The organism is Egicoccus sp. AB-alg6-2 (genome assembly GCF_041821025.1).
Classification (GTDB): Bacteria; Actinomycetota; Nitriliruptoria; order Nitriliruptorales; family Nitriliruptoraceae; genus Egicoccus.
Window position 1 is genome coordinate 292,328 of sequence record NZ_JBGUAY010000002.1, and the last position, 18,312, is coordinate 310,639.

An 18,312-nucleotide genomic window follows, 5' to 3' on the forward strand; every position below is an offset into this window, starting at 1 on the left:
GCCTCTACGTGCTGGTGTGATCGGCGTCGGCATGATCGGGTCTCTCCACGCCCGGGTGTACGCGGACCACCCGAGCACGGATCTGGTCGGTGTGGTCGACGCGGACCTCGCTCGTGCAGAGAATGTCGCCTCGGACCTCGGCACGAGGGCCTACCGCGACCTCGACGGGCTCCTCGAGAAGGCGAACCTCGACATCCTCAGCGTCGCCGTTCCCGAGCAACACCGGACGTATCCCGCCGTCGCTGCAGCAGCGCAGGGCGTCCATCTCCTCCTCGAGAAGCCGTTGGCGCCCACCCTGGAGGAGGTCGACGAACTCCTCGACGCGCTCGAACCCGCCGGCGTCACGACGATGGTCAACTTCATCCTGCGTTCGGACCCCCGCTACCTGCAGGTTCGCGAAGCCGCTCAGGCTGGTGCCTTCGGGGAACTGCGCACGCTCACTGCGCGCCGGACCGGAACCGCGGCCGGAGCGGAGGTCTATGGGCCCTGGACGGATCTGCTCATCTCGACCGCTATCCACGACCTCGACATCATGACGTGGGTCGCTGGAGCGCCGGTCAGCCGGGTCTATGCAGAGGCGGTCGCTGGTCGATGCGCGGAGTGGGGGCACGAGGATGCCGTGCTCGCGACGCTGCGGTTCGCGAACGGCGTCATCGGTGCGGTGGAGACGAGTTGGGTGCTTCCGACCTCGCCCGCGCCACTGTCCTCGGGGCTGCGTGTCGTGGGCACAGCGGGCGGAGCCACCATCGAGGGGAACGATCATGGTCTCGCGTTGTTGGACGGCGACGGCCTGCACCTGCCTGACCTCGCCAACTGGCCCATGGGTCGTTCCGGCGTCGAGGGAAGCCTCCGAGCCAGCATCGATCACTTCATTGCCTGCGTGCGGACAGGCGCGGATCCCGTGATGGATCTGCAAGGTGCCAGAGCCGCCCAGGTCGTCGTCGCTGCCATCAAGGAATCGATCAATGCCGGCACGCCCGTCACCATCGACACCAGCCGAACCGGGAGCCAGATCCCTTGAGTGCCGCATCCTCCTCGCCGGACGAGCCCATGAACACCGAGGTCAGTGCCTACTCGATCCGCTCGGTCGAGCGCGTCGTCGACCTTCTGGAGCTTCTGGCTTCTGCGGATTCGCCCGTCTCACTCAGCCACCTGGCCGAGGCAGCCGACCTTCCCAGGAGCTCGGCATTCCGTTACCTGGCCACACTCGAGAGCCGCGGCTACGCGCTCCGCGACCCGGACGGATCCGGTTACCTGCTCGGACCAGCAGTGCCACGCTCCACCGACCGCAGTCTCGACGAGTTGGTGGAGATCGCCCATCCTCATCTCGAGCAGCTGGCGAAAGCGGCCGGAGAAACCGTCAATCTCGGGATCCTCAGTGGTAGCCGGGTCTGCTACCTCGACATCGTCGAGAGCCATCGACAGGTGCGCCTCGCGGCAAAGGTGGGGGATCGTGACCGTATCCACAGCACCGCTCTCGGGAAGGCGATCGCCTCGCGGCTGACCGAGGACGCCGTCCGCCACATCCTTCGTGTCGAGGGGATGCCGGTCCTGACCAAGCGCACCATCGACGACCCCGGCGCGTACCTCGATGCCCTGGCCGCGGTCCGTGAACAGGGCTACGCCGTCGACGACCGCGAGAACGAGAACGACGGTCGCTGTGTGGCGGTACCGCTCACGGTCTCGGGACTCCAGGCGGCGGTCAGCCTCAGCGCCCCTGCCAGCCGCTTCTCCGCCGAAGAAGTCCCTCACGTCGCAGAAGAACTCCGTGACCTGTGCGTCGCCATCGCGGAGGACTATCGGCGGCGGCTGGCGCAGACGCCGTGAGCTCCGACGGCGCCCGCCCCCGCATCGGCCTCGCCGGCTGCTTCCACGAGACGAACACCTTCGCGAGCACCGTCACCGACGTCGCCGCTTTCCGCGCCAGCCGCGGCTGGTACGTCGGAGCGGAGCTGCTCGACGCCTACGGCGGCACCCGCACGGTGATGGGCGGAATGATCGACGGCGCCAGGGAGCATGGGTTCGAGCTCGTCCCAGTGTTCGGCGCGTTCGCGACCCCAGCCGGCATCGTGACCAAGACCGCCTTCGAGGAAATCTCGGCGCGACTGATCGAAGGGCTCCGAGCGGCAAGCCATCTCGACGGGGTGCTCCTCGAGCTTCACGGCGCCATGGTGGTCGAAGGCGACCGCGACCCGGAAACGACCCTGCTCACCGCCATCCGCGAAACGATCGGTGACCTCCCGCTCGTTGCGGTCACCGACCTCCATGCGAACATGACCGCCGAGCGTGTGGCATTGCTGGACGCGCTCGTCGGCTACCGCACCAACCCGCACGTGGACACCTACGAATCGGGAGCCGACGCGGCCGGCCACCTCTCCCGCTTGCTCAACGACGGACTGGAGACGACGCTCCTCCACCGTGCCGTCCCGGTCATCGCCGCCCCGATTGCGCAACGGAGCGCCGACCTTCCGTTGCTCCGGCTGCTGGCAACCGCCCACGAACAGCAACGCCGACACCGCCTGCTCGATGTGACCGTGCACGCCGGTTACGCGTTCGCCGATGTGCCTCACGCGGGGGTGTCCTTCACCGTCACCGCGCCCATCGACCGGACGGCGCAGGCCGAAGAGGTTCTCGATCGGCTCGCCAGGCAGGCGTGGGAGCATCGCTCGGAGTTCGCCGTCGAGCTACCCGACGCTCGTGCAGCCGCCGAACAGGCGATCGCGCTCTACCGGCGGCACGGACGCCCGATCGCAGTCGCCGACACCGGCGACAACATCAACGGCGGTGGCCCGGGCGACGCGACCTGGCTGCTGCGTGCCGCACTCGAGGTGGCAGAGGCGCCCGTCGCCGGGACGCTCTGGGATCCCCGCGCCGTCGAGATCGCCAGGGCGGTGGGCGTCGGCGGCACGTTCGACGCCGAGCTCGGCGGCAGGGCGGAGACGCTCAGCGGTGAACCGCTGCGCGGCCCGGCCACGGTCCGCTGGCTCGGTGAGGGCGCCTTCGTCAACACCGGCCCCATGGCGTCGGGTGCGCGAGTCACGATGGGGCTGGCCGCCGTTGTCGAGATCGGCCGGGCACACGTCATTCTGCAGTCGCTGCCGGTCCAGCCGAACGATCCGGAGATGTTCCGGGCGGTAGGCCTGGATCCAGCGCAACAGGCGCTCGTCCTGCTGAAGGGTGCGGCCGCCATCCGCGCCGGGTGGGCGCCGATCGTGAGCGGCTTCGTGGATGCCGGCACCCCGGGCGTCACCGACTGCGACGTCCGACGACTGCCCTACCAGTCCCTGCACGGCGTGTGGCCGCTCGATTCCGGCGCCACGCTGCCTCCAACCACCACCGAGGAGATGACCAGATGAAGTTGTTGCGTATCGGACGCGCCGGTGCCGAGCGGCCCGCCGTGCTCACGGACGAGGGCACGCTCCACGACGTCAGCGCGGTGGCTACCGACGACTTCGGTCCGCGCTTCCTTGCTGGGGGCGGCATCGAGCGACTCGCCGACGCGCTGGCAACAAGGGAGCTGCCGGCGATGGATGCTGCCGGCCAACGCATCGGAGCGCCCATCACCCGTCCCGGCAAGGTGATCTGCATCGGGTTGAACTACGCCGACCACGCGGCGGAGTCGGGAATGGCGCTGCCACAGGAACCGGTCGTCTTCTTCAAGGCCTCCAACACCGTGGTCGGCCCCAACGACGACGTGCTCCTGCCGATCGGTGGCGAGAAGACCGACTGGGAGGTGGAACTGGGCGTCGTCATCGGGTCGCAGGCCCGATACCTCGAAGACGAGACTGCGGCCAGGGCGGTCATCGCCGGCTACTGCGTGTCGAACGACGTCTCTGAGCGCGCGTTCCAACTCGAACGCGGTGGACAGTGGGTGAAGGGCAAGTCATGCGAGACGTTCAACCCGCTCGGTCCCTGGCTCGTCACCCCCGACGAGGTCGGCGACCTCGACTCCCTCGGCCTGTGGCTCGACGTCAACGGGGAGCGGGTCCAGGACGGGACGACCAAGAACATGGTCTTCGACGTCCCGCACCTCGTCTGGTACCTCAGCCAGTTCATGGTGCTCGAACCTGGCGACCTCATCAACACGGGTACGCCGGCCGGTGTCGGGCTCGGCTTCGACCCGCCTCGCTACCTGCAAGAGGGCGATGTGATGGAGCTCTCCGTCGAGGGGCTCGGCACGCAGCGCCAGATCTGCCGTCGAGCGGCCCGCTGAGACGAGGAGGGATCACGATGCCGATCCAACACTTCGGAGCATCCCCCACGCGACCGCTCACGCCGGCGGTCCGGGCGGGTGAGTGGCTGTTCGTCTCCGGTCAGGCCTCGACCGATCCGACGACGGGTGAGGTGGTGTCCGGCACCTTCGCGGAGGAGTTCGATCGAGCCGTAGACAACCTGCGCGCCGTCTTGTCGTATGCGGGCGCTGACCTCAGTCAGGTCGTCAAAGTGGTCGCCTTCCTCAGCGATGAGGCCTGGCTGGCGGAGTACAACCACCGCTACCTCGATGCGTTCCCGCATCCCCGCCCGGCTCGAACCACCTTCGTCAGTCCGCTCGAACTCGTGAAGTTCGAACTGGAATGCCACGTGTACCTGGGGGACTGACGTGAGCGCGGACGTCGACGATGGCGCCTCGGAGGTCGTTTCCCTCCTGCGGGCGATCCTCGGCCACGATGGCGTGATCGAGGACGGCGACGTGCTGGTGGCCTACCAGCGGGACCAGGCGGGTTTCGTTTCCGCAGGGACACCTCTCGCGGCCGTCTTTCCCCGTTCCACAGCCGAGGTCGCTGCGGTGGTGAAGCTCGCCCACCAGCGCCGCATCCCGCTCGTCCCCCGTGGAGCTGGGTCGGGACTGGCGGGAGGCGCCAACGCCGTTGATGGTTGTCTCGTGCTCGTGCTCACCAGGATGAACGCGATCCTGGCCATCGACTCGGTCGAACACTCCGCGCGCGTCCAGCCGGGGGTGATCAACGCCGACCTCTCGCGCCGGGTGCGCGAGGAAGGCTTGTGGTATCCGCCGGACCCCGCAAGTTGGGAGTTCTCCACCATCGGCGGAAACCTGGCCACCAACGCAGGTGGCCTGTGCTGCGTGAAGTACGGCGTGACCCGCGACTGGGTGCAGAATCTCGAGGTCGTGCTCGGAGACGGCAGGACCGTCACCGTCGGCCGGCAGACCGTCAAGGGCGTCGCCGGGTACGACCTCGTCGGGTTGTTCGTGGGCTCAGAAGGCACCCTGGGCATCATCACCGAAGCCACGCTGCGGCTTCGTCCCATCCCTCCCGCCCGCACCACGATCGTCGCGACCTTCGCGACCCTGGGCGCGGCAAGCGAGGCCATCGCAAGCGTACTGGCCGTGTCCTCGCCGGCACTGCTCGAGATCATCGACGCCACGACCATCGCGGCGATCGAACGCTGGAAACGGATGGGGCTCGATACCGACGCGGCTGCGCTGCTGCTCGTGCAGTCGGACCTTCCGGGCGAACTGGTCGCTGCCGAGGCCACCCGCATCGAGCGAGCCTGTTCGGACGCAGGGGCCGATCTCGTCGTCTCGAGCACCGACCCCGAGGAAGCGGAGATGCTCCTCGCTGCCCGCCGGTTCGCCTTCCCAGCACTGGAGCAGCTCGGCGACACGCTGCTCGACGACATCGCCGTACCTCGCGGCCGCCTCACCGCGATGATCGAGGCCGTTGGCGACATCGCGAGCCGATACGGGCTGACCATCGGCACATTCGGTCATGCCGGTGACGGCAACCTGCATCCCACGATCGTTTACGACCGCGCTGACCCCGCTCAGGTCGAGCGCGCCGCGGCGGCATTCGACGACATCGTCCAGGCGGCGCTTTCGCTGGGCGGCACGGTCACCGGGGAACACGGTGTCGGACTGTTGAAGCGCGACCACCTGGTCCAGGAACTCGGACCGGTCGGAGTCAGTCTGCAACGGTCGATCAAGGCCGCACTCGACCCCCACCACATCCTCAACCCGGGCAAGGTCTTTGAGGGCCAGGACTCTCCATGAAGGTGGTCATCACCGCCACCGATTTCCCCGACGCCGACATCGAGCGCGCGATCCTCGAGGATGCGGGACACGAGGTAGTGGTCACCGACGTTTCCGCCCCGCACCGGATCGCCAACGAGGCCGCCGACGCCGACGCGTTGCTGGTGCAGTTCGCCATCATCGACCGTGACACCATCAGCCAGCTACCGAAGCTGCAGTTCATCAGCCGCTATGGGGTCGGCGTCGACAACATCGACCTCGAAGCGGCCTTCGAGCGGAACATCCGCGTCGCGAACGTCCCCTCGTACGGCGGAGATGAGGTCGCCCTTCACGCGACGAGCCTGATTCTCGCCCTGATACGTCACCTACCTGGTTTCGACCGCTGCGTTCGAGCGGGGCAGTGGAACTACCGCGACACCGGACCGGTGGCTGCGTCAGCGGACATGACCCTTGGCCTGCTCGGGCTCGGTCGGATTGGGCGAACCGTCGCGGAACGGGCCGGCGTCTGGTTCAGGCAGGTCATCGCCCACGACCCCCACGTCATAGACGAGGGAGCAGTTGACCTCGTCGGCCTCGACGAGCTCTTCGCACGTGCCGACGTCGTCTCGGTCCATGTGCCCCTCACCTCCGAGACCGCCGGATCGGTCGACCGCCGACGGATGCGCCTGCTCGGCCCTGGCGGCTACCTGGTGAATACCGCTCGCGGGGCGGTCGTCCGGCTCGATGATCTCCTCGAAGCCCTCGACGCGGGGGAATTGCGCGCGGCAGCGCTCGACGTCCAGCCCCACGAGCCGCCGCCGCCGAGTCACCCGATCCTGAGGCACCCTGCCGTCTTGCTGACCCCGCATGTCGCCTGGTACTCGGAGTCAGCCGAAGCCGACCTGCGCCGACAGGCCGCGAGGAACGTCGTGGCATGGCAGCGCGGAAAGCCGGAGAACCTCTGCCGATAGTGAGCGATACGACCGTCCCCGCGCTGCAGGTAGTTGCAGAAGCAAGTACGATCGGGCTAGCCATAGCGGAGGTCATGATGCGTACCGATGGCGTCGTCCTGCAGCAGGTGGAGCTCGGCCGGGTGTGGCAGACGGTCGACCCGTTCCTCTTCTGCGTCCACCACGACGACGACTACCCCGAGGGCGACGACGAGCTGGGGCCCTGCGCCCCGCTCGTCGGCCGCGACCTCGGCATGGACTTCTCGGGCCGCGACGGCTGGTCGATGTACCACGGCTCGCTCGTACCGGGCTTCCCCCAGCACCCCCACCGCGGTTTCGAGACGATCTCGTTCCTGCGCAAGGGCTTCATGGACCACGCCGACTCGCTCGGTGCGGCGGCGCGGTTCGGTCGCGGCGACGTGCAGTGGATGACGGCCGGCTCGGGGATCGTGCACGCCGAGATGTTCCCCCTGCTCAACCGGGACGCGCACAACGAGACCGAGCTGTTCCAGATCTGGATCAACCTGCCGTCCACGGACAAGATGGTCCCGCCCCACTTCTCCATGTTGTGGAGCCACCAGATCCCTCGTCACACCTTCCTCGACGGTGCCGGTCGCCCGACCGAGGTCACCGTCGTCGCCGGCGAACTGGTCGCGGGCGAGCGGGCCCCCGAGCCGCCGCCGCACTCCTGGGCGTCGCGTCCGGACACCGACGTCGGCATCTACCACGCCGCGATCTCGCCCGAGGGCTCGTGGCGTCTCGGCCCGGCCGCACACCGCGAGACCATGCGCACCGTGTACGTCTTCCGGGGCGGCTCGGTACGCATCGGGGCGAGCGAGGTGACCGGCGGACATGCCGCGGTGGTGCGTCCCGACGTGCCGATCACGCTGACCGACACGGGTGACGGCGCCGAGGTGCTGGTGCTGCAGGGCCGCCCCATCGGCGAACCGATCGTGCAGTACGGGCCCTTCGTGATGAACACCAAGGCCGAGATTCAGAAGGCCTACCACGACTACCACGAGACCCACTTCGGTGGCTGGCCGTGGCCGGTGGACGACCCCAACCACGGCGCGGACCTGCGCCGGTTCGCCCGCCACGCCGACGGCCGCACCGAGGAACTGGCCGCCGCCAGCTGACCCCGACGGATCGGCTGCTCATCGCCTTTCCCCCGGTGCCGAGTCATGGGCTCCGCAGGCGTGGGGAGGCGAGCGGCGTCGACGCGCAGCGGTAGAAGGTGCGACCACCGATGGTGAGCGTGTGGACCGGCGCCTGGTGCAGGGTGCAACGTTCACGTCGGTAGACGGTCTTCGGGATCTCTCCGGCTTCGGCGCTGCGCCGCATCAGGTCGACGAGTGCCTGCCACAGTCCCTCGGCATCGGCGTCCGACAGCGCCGACGCGGGTCGTTCGCCGTCGATCCCGACCAGGTGGAGCACCTCCGCCCGCAGGACGTTGCCGATGCCGCTGATGCGCGACTGGTCCAGCAGCGCCGCACCGATCGGGCTGGTGGTCGCTCGCAGCGCCGACAGCGCGACGGTCGCATCGGCGTCGGCTCGGAGTGGGTCCGGCCCGAGGCCCGCGACGACCGCCTCTTGGCCGGCTTCGTCGACGACCTCGCAGAGCAGCGGTGCAATGAGGTCGCTCGCGAGCCGCGGACCGACCACACGCATCCGGACCTGGGGCCGCGGAGCCGGCGGCGGGATGTCGTGGTGCACGAACAGACCCTGCTTGCCGAGGTGGACGTGCACGACCATCCCGTCGCTCCAGCCGTGGAACAGATGCTTGCCGTGGGCCTCGACGCCCTCCAGCACGCCGGTGATCGCAGCCGCGTCGAAACGGCCCTGCGGCGAGCTCACCTCGCGCGCCCCGAGCAGCCCGTCGCGGTGCTGGCGGGCGAGGTGATGGAGAAGATGTCCTTCGGGCACGCCGCGACCGTACGGGGCGGCCGCCTTCACGGCCCGTACGATCGGTGGGATGCAGACGTTCCTGCCCTTTCCGAGCTTCGCGGGGTCCGCGGAGGTGCTCGACGACCGGCGGCTCGGCAAGCAGCGCGTCGAGACCCTGCAGATCCTGCGGGCACTGCACTTCGAGGGCTACGGCTGGCGCCACCACCCGGCCGTCACGATGTGGCGCGGCTACACCGACGCGCTCGTGACCTACGGCGTGACCATGGTCGACGGCTGGGTCGAGCGCGGCCACCGCGACACCACCCGTGCCCAGATCGCGGAGTTCGTCCACCCGGAGGACCCGCGCGACGAACCTGCGCTGGCCGCGGCCGGGCGGCTGCCGCCGTGGATGGGGTGGGAGCCGCTGCACCGCTCCCACCGTGCCGCGCTGCTCCGCAAGGATCCGGCGCACTACGCCCCGCTGTTACCCGACACCCCCGTAGAGCTGGACTACGTCTGGCCCGAACCGCCTGCCCCCGAGCCGGAACCCGGCCCGAGGACCGCGTGGGTCGTCCGCGGAACGGTCGCCGATGGCCTGGTTGCGGTGCCGGCTGCCCCCGGCGAGGAGCCGGCTGCGTGGGCGCCGGTCGCCCGCCGTGAACGCAAGCGTGACCGGCAGGTGCGGCGGCTCACCGACGGCATCGCGCCCGGCGACCGCGTCGTCGTGCCCGGCGACGACGCGACGTTGCGCATCGGCATCGTGGCCGGCCCGTACCGCTACGACGAGGACCGAGGCGCGCACGTCCGGCCGGTGCAGTGGCTGGGTGAGCTCCCACGGCGTGCGCTCGACTTCCCGGCAGCGCTGCAGGACCCGCAGGCGGTGTTCGCGCTCCACGGAGAACCTGTCGTCGCGGCACTCGCGCCGTCGAGGTAGCCGCGCCCGGATCGCTGCCCCACGCAGCCGCCAGCGGGATCGGGGATCCGGTGTACGTGGGGTGGTCGTCGAACGCGCCGCGCCGCGGTGGGCCGAACGTCACCACCCCAGTTGACGGTCGCCTCTGGAGTGGTGACGCGACGGGAGGTTCGCTGGGCTGTCGACGTCATCGAGGTCCGCCGTGCCCGCCGTTGCAACGCTCCCGCCCCGTCAGACCGGCGCCCGCCGAGTCCGGCGCACACGCCGGCGGACCGGTCGGAGCCTGCGGTACGTCGCCGGCGAGTTGAGCGTGTTGGCCGCGGTGGGCTGGTTCGGCCTCCGCGTCCAGCCGGACCCGTTGCTCCAACCCGCGGTCACGCCCGGCGACGTGCCGATGGCGTCCCTGCCCGCGGATCTGCCCGAACCCGTCGAGCGCTTCTACCGCACCCTGTACGGCGATCGGATCCCGGTCGTCGACAGCGCCGTGATCTCCGGGCGGGGCACCATGCGGATCGCCGGCATCACCTTCCCGGCCCGGTTCCGATTCAGCCACCTCATCGGGGACGCGTACCGGCACTACATCGAGCTGACGTTCTTCGGACGCCCGGTCGTCACCGTCGACGAGTGGTTCCTCGACGGACACGCCAGGCTCGAGTTGCCCTTCGGCGTCAGCGAGGGACCCAACGTCGACCAGGGCGCGAACCTCGCCCTGTGGGCCGAGGCGGTGTGGATGCCGTCGGTCTGGGTCACCGATCCCCGCGTTCGCTGGGAGGCCGGCGACGACACCTCGGCGCGGCTGACGGTGCCATTCGGTGACGACCTCGAGACCTTCGAAGTGCACTTCGACGCCGACACCGGTCGGCTCGAGCGCATGGAGTCGTTGCGGTTCAAGGGGGCCACCAACGAGGCCAGGACCCGCTGGGTCAACGAGGCCTTCGACTGGAACGCCGACGGCCTCCCGGTTCCCGCACGGGCCGCCGTCACCTGGGCCGACGAGTCCGGTCCCTGGGCCGACCTCCGCACCGAGTCGGTGATCTACAACGCCGACCTGCGCGAGTACGTCCGCCAGCAAGGGCCCTGACGCCCACGCGGTGTGCCTGCAGGGTCCGTCCTCGAGATGGGGCCTTCCACGTTGGAGGTCGACGTGCCAGGATCGTCGCGTGGATCGACCGGAGGGCAACCCGATGGCGGATGCCGTCGACACGTTCTTCCAGCGTTGGCTCGAGGCCTCGAATGCCGGTGACTGGGACCGCCTTGGCGACATGATGCGGCCCGAGGTGGTGCTGACCGACCCGATGGCGGCCGAGCCGGCCGTCGGTCGTGACGCCGTCCTGGCCCGCGCACGGGCGCAGTACGCCCCGTTCCCGGACGGGGTCGTGACGATGGTCGGCGAGCCGTTGACGTCCGTCGACCGGCGCTCCATCGCCTACCGCTGGCACTTCACGGGCCGGCAGGACCGCGAGGTGAAGCCGCCGGGGTTCGCCGCGACCGGGCGGCGCGTCGAGCTGGACGGCGCTTCGTTCATCGAACTGGTCGAGGGCCGGGCCAGCCGCATCAGCATGTTCTACGACAGCACGACCGTGGCACGCCAACTGCTCGCGGCGCCTTCCGCCGGCAGCCCACTGGAACGGCTCGTCGTGGTCGCGCAACGAGCCCGCGTCGCGGTCGAGCGTGCCCGCGTCGCGGTCGGGCGCGCCCGGGCCGGGCGGCGCCGCTCGTGACGGGCTCAGCGCACCACGAGGTGGTCGTGGTCGGCGCCGGGCCGGCCGGCCTGGCGACGGCCGCCTGCCTGGCCCGTCGCGGCATCGGCGGGGTCGTGGTCGACAAGGCGTCGTCGGTGGGCGCGGCCTGGCGATCCCGCTACGACCGCCTGCACCTGCACACCCCCCGCGTGCAGTCCGCACTGCCCGGCATGCGGATCCCACGCTCGGCCGGACGGTGGGTGTCACGTGACGACTTCGTCGCCTACCTCGAGGCGTATGCGGAGCGCCACCACATCCGCCCGTGGTTCGACGTCGAGGTGGAGCGTCTCGAGCGGGCCGGTGACCACTGGGAGGTGACCACGTCGGCGGGCACGTTCGAGGCCGAGGTGGTCGTGCTGGCCACGGGCTACAACGGCGCGCCGTTCGTCCCCTCGTGGCCGGGTCGCGAGACGTTCACCGGCACGCTCGTGCACGCCTCCACCTACCGGACCGGGGCGGCGTTCGCCGGGCGTGACGTGCTCGTCGTCGGTTCGGGCAACACCGGCGCGGAGATCGCCGTCGACCTCGTCGAACAGGGTGCGGGACGCGTCCTACTCGCCATCCGGTCGGCACCGCACGTGGTGCCCCGCACCGTGGCCGGCGTCCCGACCACCCTGCTCGGCATACCCAATCAGTTCGCCCCGCCGGCGCTCGCCGACCCCGTCAACCGTGCCCTGCAACGGCTCACCGTCGGCGACCTGACGCCTTACGGCCTGCCGTCGCCCGAGGACGGTCTCGTGACCCGGTTCCGGGCCAGCGACGTGGTCCCGATCATCGACGTCGGCCTCGTCGCGCAGCTCAGGGCCGGACGGATCGAGCCGGTCGCCGCGGTCGCAGGTTTCGAGCCCGACGCGGTGCTGCTGGAAAACGGCACCCGCGTCGAGGTCGACGCCGTCGTTGCGGCCACCGGCTATCGCACCGGACTCGCACCCCTGGTCGGCCACCTCGGCATCCTCGACACACGCGGGCGGCCGACGTTCCGTTCGGGGACCACCCATCCAGCCGCGCCGGACCTGCACTTGGTCGGCTTGCGGAACCCGCTCATCGGGCTCCTCAACGCCATTCGCCGCGACGCCGAACGCGTCGCACGCGCCGTCGCGGACTCACGGCACGAGGGACGTCCCGGCCGCACGCACCGTCGATGGGGGAGCAGGCGTCAGTCGGCCGAGCCCTGAGCGACGAGGGGTCGCACCATCCGGACCTCGTCGAACGTTGCGCCAGCCACCTCCTCACGCTGCGTCGCGCCGTCCAGCACCCAACCGTGGTGGGCGTAGAACCCGATCGAGCGCTCGTTCCCCGCCGCCAGCCACAGCATGGCGCCGGCGTGTCCGTCGACCGCGAGCAGCTCGTGGACACGGCGCAGCAGGGCGCCGCCGTGACCCCGGTCCCAGCGCGGGGGTCGGCGTAGAGCACGTAGAGCTGGCCCGTCAGGTCGTTGCTCGGCGCGATGGCGGGTCCGCACACGGCGACCGCGCGCGGCGGTCCGTCGACGCCGTCGGTCGAGACGAGTTGATGGACCCCCTCGCGGCCCGGCCCGCTGAGCTGATCGGTCCATCGCGGGAGCCACGCGTCCTCGGCGAGGCCGTCGAGGAAGGCGTCCGGCACGATGTCGCGGTAGGCCGCCCGCCACGAGCGCACCTGCAGCGCCGCGATGGCCGCAGCGTCGCCTGCCGCGGCCGGGCGTACGACCGGACGGTCGCGGTCCATGGGCCGGTCTCCGATGTCGGAGATCGACACTGCCCCCGAGCCGACCGGGAGGCAACTACCTCCGCACCGACGGTGGGCCCGGGCCAGTGCCGGGATGTGTGCGGATCAGGACGGAGAATTGCGTCCCAGGACGCACGGATCGGCGCGGGCGGGTGCCCGCGGCCGGTACGCCCGGCACTACGCTCGAAGGTGGTCGAGGGACCGACTTCTGTGCCGCCTGGCCCCCGGACCGCCCCGTTCGCCATGGAGGTGTCGTGGATCTGCGTGACCGGAAGCGGGACGTGGTGCGTCGAGCGATCCTCGAGTCCGCGTACTCGCTGTTCGTCGAGCACGGGTTCGACGACACCACCGTGGAGATGGTCGCGGCGCGCGCCGGCGTCTCGGGGCGGACGGTGTACCGCTACTTCGAGTCGAAGGAGGCGATCGTCTTCGAGGAGCTCGCCGGCGAGATCGACGAGCTCGCAGCGGCCGTGCGACTGCACTGCTCGGACCGCGTGCAGATGTCGCAGCTGGTGACCGCGTTCGCGGAATGGCTCGGCCGCCGATCGCGCGACCCGCTGTTCGCCACCCTCGCCAAGCTGATGCGCGACAACGACGCCCTGATGAGCCAGGCCGACTCGTGGCGCCGCGCCCTCGCCGAGCGGATCGCCACCGAGATCGCGCAGCTCGAGGGGTCGCGCGAGCCGCGCCTGGTCGACCATGCGCGGGCCGCGGCGGTGATCTGGGTCTCGACGGCTGCCATCTCGACGTGGGTGCGAGGCGGGTCCACGGAGGACCTCGAGGCCCTCGCCCACGAGGCGGGTGCCGTGCTGCTCCAAGACCTGGACAGCTGACCGTCCGTGGTCGGACGCACACCGAGCGAGAAGATGTCATAGGCTGACACCGCTGTCGGCAAACGACAACTGATCGTAGGCGCCGTTGCTCCACGCGAATCCGAGGCCGGAGCGAGCACGACGCCGCGGGGGCGGGGGCATGGACGCATGACGAGGTGGAGCAAACCGGGGGCCGGTCCGCGAGGCCGCGGCGGGAACAGCCCGAGCACGCAGGTCCGCGTGTCGGGGTTCGCGGAGTCCGCGCACCAGGCCGCGAGCATCCCCGCCGTGATGGCGTCACTCGCCGTCGCCGCGGGCGTCTACCTGATCGCGCGCGGCTGGTGGAGTGAGCCCGGCGCGGCCTCCCGCGTCGTACCGGTGTTCTACGCGCTCGTCGTGGTGGGTGCGGCCATCTGCTGCGCGCTGCTGCTGGCAAGGGCGCGTCTGCTCGACGACGCCCGCTCGCGGTGGATGGCCACCGGGATCACGCTGGCGGGCCTGGCCGCGTTGGCGCAGATCAGCGCGATCATCGATCTGGCCGACGCGCCGCTCCGGGTCGAAACCGCCGGCCTGGCGGCGCTGTACCTGATCTGGCACGCCGCCCTCGTCGTCTTCGCCGTCGGGGCGATCGTGACGCCGGCTGCGGCGAGCCTGCGGCGTTGGTCGACACTGGCCTTCGTGGTCGTCATCGCGGTCGCCGTGCTCGACCGCTCCGGGGCGTTGATGCCGAACCTCGTCGCCGCGGACGGTTCGTTCTCGCCGCTCTACCGGCAGCTGCAACTCGGCTTGACGGTCGCGTCGGTGATCGCGGCCGCGGTCTGGATCGCGGGCTGCGGTCGGCGCCCCTCGCGCCCGGAGGTGTGGCTCGGCGTCGGCCTGGCGCTGGCGGCACTGGACATGACCGCTGCGGCAGGCGCCGAGCGACTGTTCGAGTCGATCTGGTGGTCGAGTGCGGCGTTGCGAGCGGCGCAGTTCCTGGTGCCAGCCGCCGGGTTGCTGGCCGACGCGGTGCGTCTGATGGGTCTGCTCCACCGCCACGAGTCCAGCCTCCAGGAGCGACTCGAGCAGCAGCGCGCCGCCGCGGCGCGACTGCTGGAGGTCCGGACCAGCCATGACGCCGAGCAACTCCGGCGGGTCGAGTCGGTGCTGCGCGAGCGGTCCTTCCATCCGGTGTTCCAGCCGATCTACTCGCTCGAGACCGGCGCGCTGCTCGCGGTCGAAGCGCTCACACGGTTCACCAGCGAGCCCCGGCAGGGTCCCGACCGCTGGTTCGCCGAGGCAGAGCAGTGCGGCCGTGGGCCCGAGCTCGAGCTCGCCGCCCTCGATGAAGCGCTGCGGGCGGCATCCTCGCTCCCCGACGGCGTCCGGGTCGCCGTGAACCTCTCACCCGCCGTCGTGAGCGATCGGCGCTTCCCGGCGTGCCTCGCCGCGGCGCCAGCCGGCAGGGTGATCGTGGAGATCACCGAACATGCACCGGTCGACGACTACCAGCAGCTCACCGGCGTCCTCGCCGACCTGCGATCCGCGCACGACGTCCTCGTCGCGATCGACGACGCGGGAGCCGGCTTCTCGAGCCTGCGCCACATCGTCCAACTCGGTCCCGACCTGATCAAGCTGGACATGAGCCTGACCCGGGACATCCACCTCGATCCGGTCCGGCGTGCACTGGCCGACTCGCTGGTCGGCTTCGCCACCAGCGCGGGCATCCGGTTGGTCGCCGAGGGGGTCGAGACCATGGAGGAGCTGCACGAGCTGCACGAACTGCACGTGCACGCCGCCCAGGGCTACCTGCTGGGCCGGCCGGGCAGCCTCCTGGAGATCCGTCCGACGATGTCGCTTCCGAGTCCCAGGCCGACGGCCATCACCGGGTCCGCCGCCCGCGCCCGTGCCGCCAGCGCCGCGGATCGGCTGGTCTCGTGAGCGCATTCCTGGACGTCCGGGCGGCCGGAGGCGGTCGCTGTGGCTGACAGCCCGCTCAAGCGCGTGGTCATCGTCGACGACTCCGTCGAGTTCCGACTCCTGCTGGCCCTGCACCTCGACGCGCTGGACATCCGCGTGGTCGCCGAGGCCGACGAAGGTCGCTCCGGTCTGGCCGCGGTCCTCGAGGCAGAACCGGACCTGGTGGTGACGGACCTGCAGATGCCCGGCGAAGACGGGATCTGGCTCACCCGGCGCCTCGGCGAGGAACGACCGGACCTGACCGTGGTCATGGCCACCTCAACGGAGGCGGACTCCATCCTCGTCGGTCAGGCCATCGAGGCCGGCGCCACGCGGATCGTCTGCAAGCTCGACGGCCCCGCCTCCGTGGCCGCCGTCGTGCACCAGACGCTGACCGCCTCCCAGGACGGCCCCGAACCCCCGGTTGCTTAACACCTGGCCCCGTCGGGGGCGGAAGCGGTGCCGTCGAGCACGATGTGTGCACTTTGGGCCCGGCGATTGCGTGTGAGGACGCACGGATCGGTGGCCGGATGCTTGCCGCGGGTCGTGAACGGCCGACAGGGCACGCATGCGACGCGAATCGTTCGGGCTCACCGTGACCTGGGGCCGGCTGCCGGCAGCCGCCCGGCTCCTGCTGTTCGGCGCCGTCGTGGTCAGCCTGGGGATGTTGTCGGCCGAGTGGTTCCGGCCCGTCGACAGCCCGCTCGCCGTGTGGTGGCCGGTCGCTGGCGTGGGAACGGCGGCCCTGCTGCTCGCGACGCGTCGCCAGTGGATCTACGTCCTCGGCGTGCACCTGCTCGGCACGGCGATCGCGAACGTGCACAACGGGCTCCCGTGGCGGGTCGCCGCGCTGCTTGGCGTGGCGAATGCCCTGGAGATCCTGGTCGTCGCCAGCGTCCTCGGTCTGCGCCGACCCGACCCCCGCCGGCTCCACGACGCCGGCGACCTGATGCGGCTCGTGGCCGCGGTCACCGCCGGCGCCGCAACCATCGCGGCCCTCGCCGCCGCCATCACCGGCTGGTTGGTGGGCGCGAACCCGCTCGGCGTCGCCGCCTCGCTGTGGCCGTCGCACGTCTCCGCGCTGCTGCTGGTCACGCTGATCGTCATGCGCGGCGTGCCGACCGGGGCTGAGGCGCGCCGCCCCGAGCAGGTGGCGCAACTCCTCGCGGTCACGGCGGTCGCGGCGACCGTGTTCGCCCCGGGGCAGCGGCTCCCGCTGGCCATCCTGCTGTTCCCCGTCCTGCTGTGGACGTCGCTGCGCTCGGGCGTGCGTTCGCTGGGCGTCCAACTCGTGGCCGTCCTCACCTACGTCGCGGTGGCCAGCCTGCAGGGGTGGGGTCCCTACGCGGCGCCGGCGACCACCGGAGTCGACACGATCCAGGGCACGATCGGGCTCGTGCAACTGCTCGCCGCCACGCTGACGCTGGTGACCGTGACGGTCCTCATGACCGTCTCCAGCCGCCGGCACGCGGCCGCCCGCGAAGCCGAGCAGACCCGGTGGATGCAGCAGGTCTTCGAGCAGTCGCTGGTCGGGATCGCGTTGCTGTGCCCCACCGACGACCGCCTGCCAATCGTCGAGGCCAACCCCACGCTGGCGCAGACGCTCGGGTGCGGCAGCGACGACCTCGTCGGCCGCTCCTGGCTGTCGCTGTTCGACGGCAACGACGCCGAGCGCATCTCCATGGGCGTGCGCGCGGTCGCGGCCGGCCGCGCCCAGAGCTGGCAGGCGGAGCTGCCCATCACCGTGCACGAGAAGATGTGCTGGATCCAGGTCATGGTCTCCGCCGCGACGGGCTACGGCCCGGAGCAGACCCTGCTGATGGCGCAGATGCTGGACGTCACCGCCCAACGGGACGTCGAGCTGCACCTGACCGACCTCGCCATGCACGACCCGCTGACCGGCCTCGCCAACCGGTTGCTGTTCGACGACCGGCTCCACCAGACGGCCGCCCTGGCGCGCCGCACGGGGGAGCCCTACGGCCTGCTCGTCCTCGACCTCGACGGGTTCAAGCGCGTCAACGACCGCTTCGGGCACGCGGTCGGCGACCGGGTGCTGGTCACGATCGCCGAGCGGCTGCGGGGCATCACCCGCGACGTCGACACCGTCGCCCGGCTCGGCGGCGACGAGTTCGTCGTGCTGTGCCCCGACGGTGGCGACCGGGCCGGCCTCGATGCGCTGGCCCGCCGCATGCAGGACGCCATCTCGCAACCGATCGTCGTCGGTGACGAGCGCATCATGGTCGGGGTGAGCGTCGGCATCGAGCAGGGCGCGCCCGAACGCGACCCCCACGAACTCCTGCAGCGCGCCGACGCCGACATGTACGTGAACAAGCGCGCCGCCGCGTGCGCACGGACGGACTCCCGGGCCTGAGCCCGCGTCGCGTCAGGACGGGCGGCG

At 70.7% G+C, this 18,312-nt stretch carries 18 protein-coding genes; 16 read left to right on the top strand and 2 right to left on the bottom strand.

Going from position 1 to position 18,312, the window contains the following annotated elements:
- Positions 1-31: 31 nt before the first annotated feature.
- The 8 genes from ACERMF_RS03950 to ACERMF_RS03985 all read left to right on the top strand — a co-directional run bounded on the left by ACERMF_RS03950 (position 32) and on the right by ACERMF_RS03985 (position 8,054).
- The gene (locus ACERMF_RS03950) at positions 32-1,021 is read left to right on the top strand and encodes a Gfo/Idh/MocA family protein (RefSeq protein ID WP_373667906.1); all 990 of its coding nucleotides are present in this window, start codon (positions 32-34) and stop codon (positions 1,019-1,021) included.
- A 29-nt stretch (positions 1,022-1,050) separates the two neighbouring features.
- Positions 1,051-1,827 (top strand): IclR family transcriptional regulator, encoded by a 777-nt coding sequence (locus ACERMF_RS03955; RefSeq protein WP_373667722.1) that lies wholly within the window; start codon positions 1,051-1,053, stop codon positions 1,825-1,827.
- Positions 1,824-3,356 (top strand): M81 family metallopeptidase, encoded by a 1,533-nt coding sequence (locus tag ACERMF_RS03960; protein ID WP_373667723.1) that lies wholly within the window; start codon positions 1,824-1,826, stop codon positions 3,354-3,356. Before ACERMF_RS03955 ends, ACERMF_RS03960 begins: the two co-directional genes overlap by 4 nt.
- On the top strand, positions 3,353-4,213 hold the full coding sequence (locus tag ACERMF_RS03965) for a fumarylacetoacetate hydrolase family protein (protein ID WP_373667724.1): 861 nt from the start codon (positions 3,353-3,355) through the stop codon (positions 4,211-4,213). The genes ACERMF_RS03960 and ACERMF_RS03965 overlap by 4 nt, the downstream gene beginning before the upstream one ends.
- Before the next feature lie 17 nt (positions 4,214-4,230).
- Positions 4,231-4,599: a RidA family protein gene (locus ACERMF_RS03970; protein ID WP_373667725.1), complete on the top strand. Its 369-nt coding sequence runs from the start codon at positions 4,231-4,233 to the stop codon at positions 4,597-4,599.
- A gap of 1 nt (position 4,600) precedes the next feature.
- On the top strand, positions 4,601-6,010 hold the full coding sequence (locus ACERMF_RS03975; RefSeq protein ID WP_373667726.1) for an FAD-binding oxidoreductase: 1,410 nt from the start codon (positions 4,601-4,603) through the stop codon (positions 6,008-6,010).
- Complete coding sequence (locus ACERMF_RS03980) at positions 6,007-6,939, top strand: C-terminal binding protein (RefSeq protein ID WP_373667727.1); 933 nt, start codon at positions 6,007-6,009, stop codon at positions 6,937-6,939. Before ACERMF_RS03975 ends, ACERMF_RS03980 begins: the two co-directional genes overlap by 4 nt.
- A 74-nt stretch (positions 6,940-7,013) precedes the next feature.
- Positions 7,014-8,054: a pirin family protein gene (locus ACERMF_RS03985; RefSeq protein ID WP_373667728.1), complete on the top strand. Its 1,041-nt coding sequence runs from the start codon at positions 7,014-7,016 to the stop codon at positions 8,052-8,054.
- A gap of 43 nt (positions 8,055-8,097) precedes the next feature.
- On the opposite strand, the gene ACERMF_RS03990 is transcribed toward ACERMF_RS03985, so the two are convergent.
- Complete coding sequence (locus tag ACERMF_RS03990; protein ID WP_373667729.1) at positions 8,098-8,841, bottom strand: Fpg/Nei family DNA glycosylase; 744 nt, start codon at positions 8,839-8,841, stop codon at positions 8,098-8,100.
- A gap of 49 nt (positions 8,842-8,890) precedes the next feature.
- On the opposite strand from ACERMF_RS03990, the gene ACERMF_RS03995 reads away from it, so the two are divergent.
- The 4 genes from ACERMF_RS03995 to ACERMF_RS04010 all read left to right on the top strand — a co-directional run bounded on the left by ACERMF_RS03995 (position 8,891) and on the right by ACERMF_RS04010 (position 12,632).
- Positions 8,891-9,736, top strand: coding sequence for an MSMEG_6728 family protein (locus ACERMF_RS03995; RefSeq protein ID WP_373667730.1), 846 nt, complete (start codon positions 8,891-8,893; stop codon positions 9,734-9,736).
- Positions 9,737-10,025: 289 nt separating this feature from the next.
- Entirely contained in the window at positions 10,026-10,796 is a 771-nt protein-coding gene (locus ACERMF_RS04000) for a DUF6544 family protein (RefSeq protein WP_373667731.1), read from the top strand.
- Between the two features lie 79 nt (positions 10,797-10,875).
- The gene (locus tag ACERMF_RS04005; protein ID WP_373667732.1) at positions 10,876-11,436 is read left to right on the top strand and encodes an ester cyclase; all 561 of its coding nucleotides are present in this window, start codon (positions 10,876-10,878) and stop codon (positions 11,434-11,436) included.
- Positions 11,433-12,632, top strand: a complete 1,200-nt coding sequence (locus ACERMF_RS04010; RefSeq protein ID WP_373667733.1) for a flavin-containing monooxygenase — start codon at positions 11,433-11,435, stop codon at positions 12,630-12,632. The genes ACERMF_RS04005 and ACERMF_RS04010 overlap by 4 nt, the downstream gene beginning before the upstream one ends.
- On the opposite strand, the gene ACERMF_RS04015 is transcribed toward ACERMF_RS04010, so the two are convergent.
- The gene (locus ACERMF_RS04015; protein WP_373667734.1) at positions 12,614-12,919 is read right to left on the bottom strand and encodes an N-acetyltransferase family protein; all 306 of its coding nucleotides are present in this window, start codon (positions 12,917-12,919) and stop codon (positions 12,614-12,616) included. The two genes, ACERMF_RS04010 and ACERMF_RS04015, sit on opposite strands and share 19 nt — an antisense overlap.
- 499 nt (positions 12,920-13,418) lie before the next feature.
- Between ACERMF_RS04015 and ACERMF_RS04020 the strand changes: the two genes are divergently transcribed.
- The 4 genes from ACERMF_RS04020 to ACERMF_RS04035 all read left to right on the top strand — a co-directional run bounded on the left by ACERMF_RS04020 (position 13,419) and on the right by ACERMF_RS04035 (position 18,285).
- Positions 13,419-13,997: a TetR family transcriptional regulator gene (locus ACERMF_RS04020; RefSeq protein WP_373667735.1), complete on the top strand. Its 579-nt coding sequence runs from the start codon at positions 13,419-13,421 to the stop codon at positions 13,995-13,997.
- Positions 13,998-14,216: 219 nt separating this feature from the next.
- Entirely contained in the window at positions 14,217-15,896 is a 1,680-nt protein-coding gene (locus ACERMF_RS04025; RefSeq protein ID WP_373667736.1) for an EAL domain-containing protein, read from the top strand.
- A gap of 39 nt (positions 15,897-15,935) precedes the next feature.
- Complete coding sequence (locus ACERMF_RS04030; protein WP_373667737.1) at positions 15,936-16,346, top strand: response regulator transcription factor; 411 nt, start codon at positions 15,936-15,938, stop codon at positions 16,344-16,346.
- Positions 16,347-16,482: 136 nt separating this feature from the next.
- Entirely contained in the window at positions 16,483-18,285 is a 1,803-nt protein-coding gene (locus tag ACERMF_RS04035; RefSeq protein ID WP_373667738.1) for a diguanylate cyclase domain-containing protein, read from the top strand.
- Positions 18,286-18,312 lie beyond the last annotated feature (27 nt).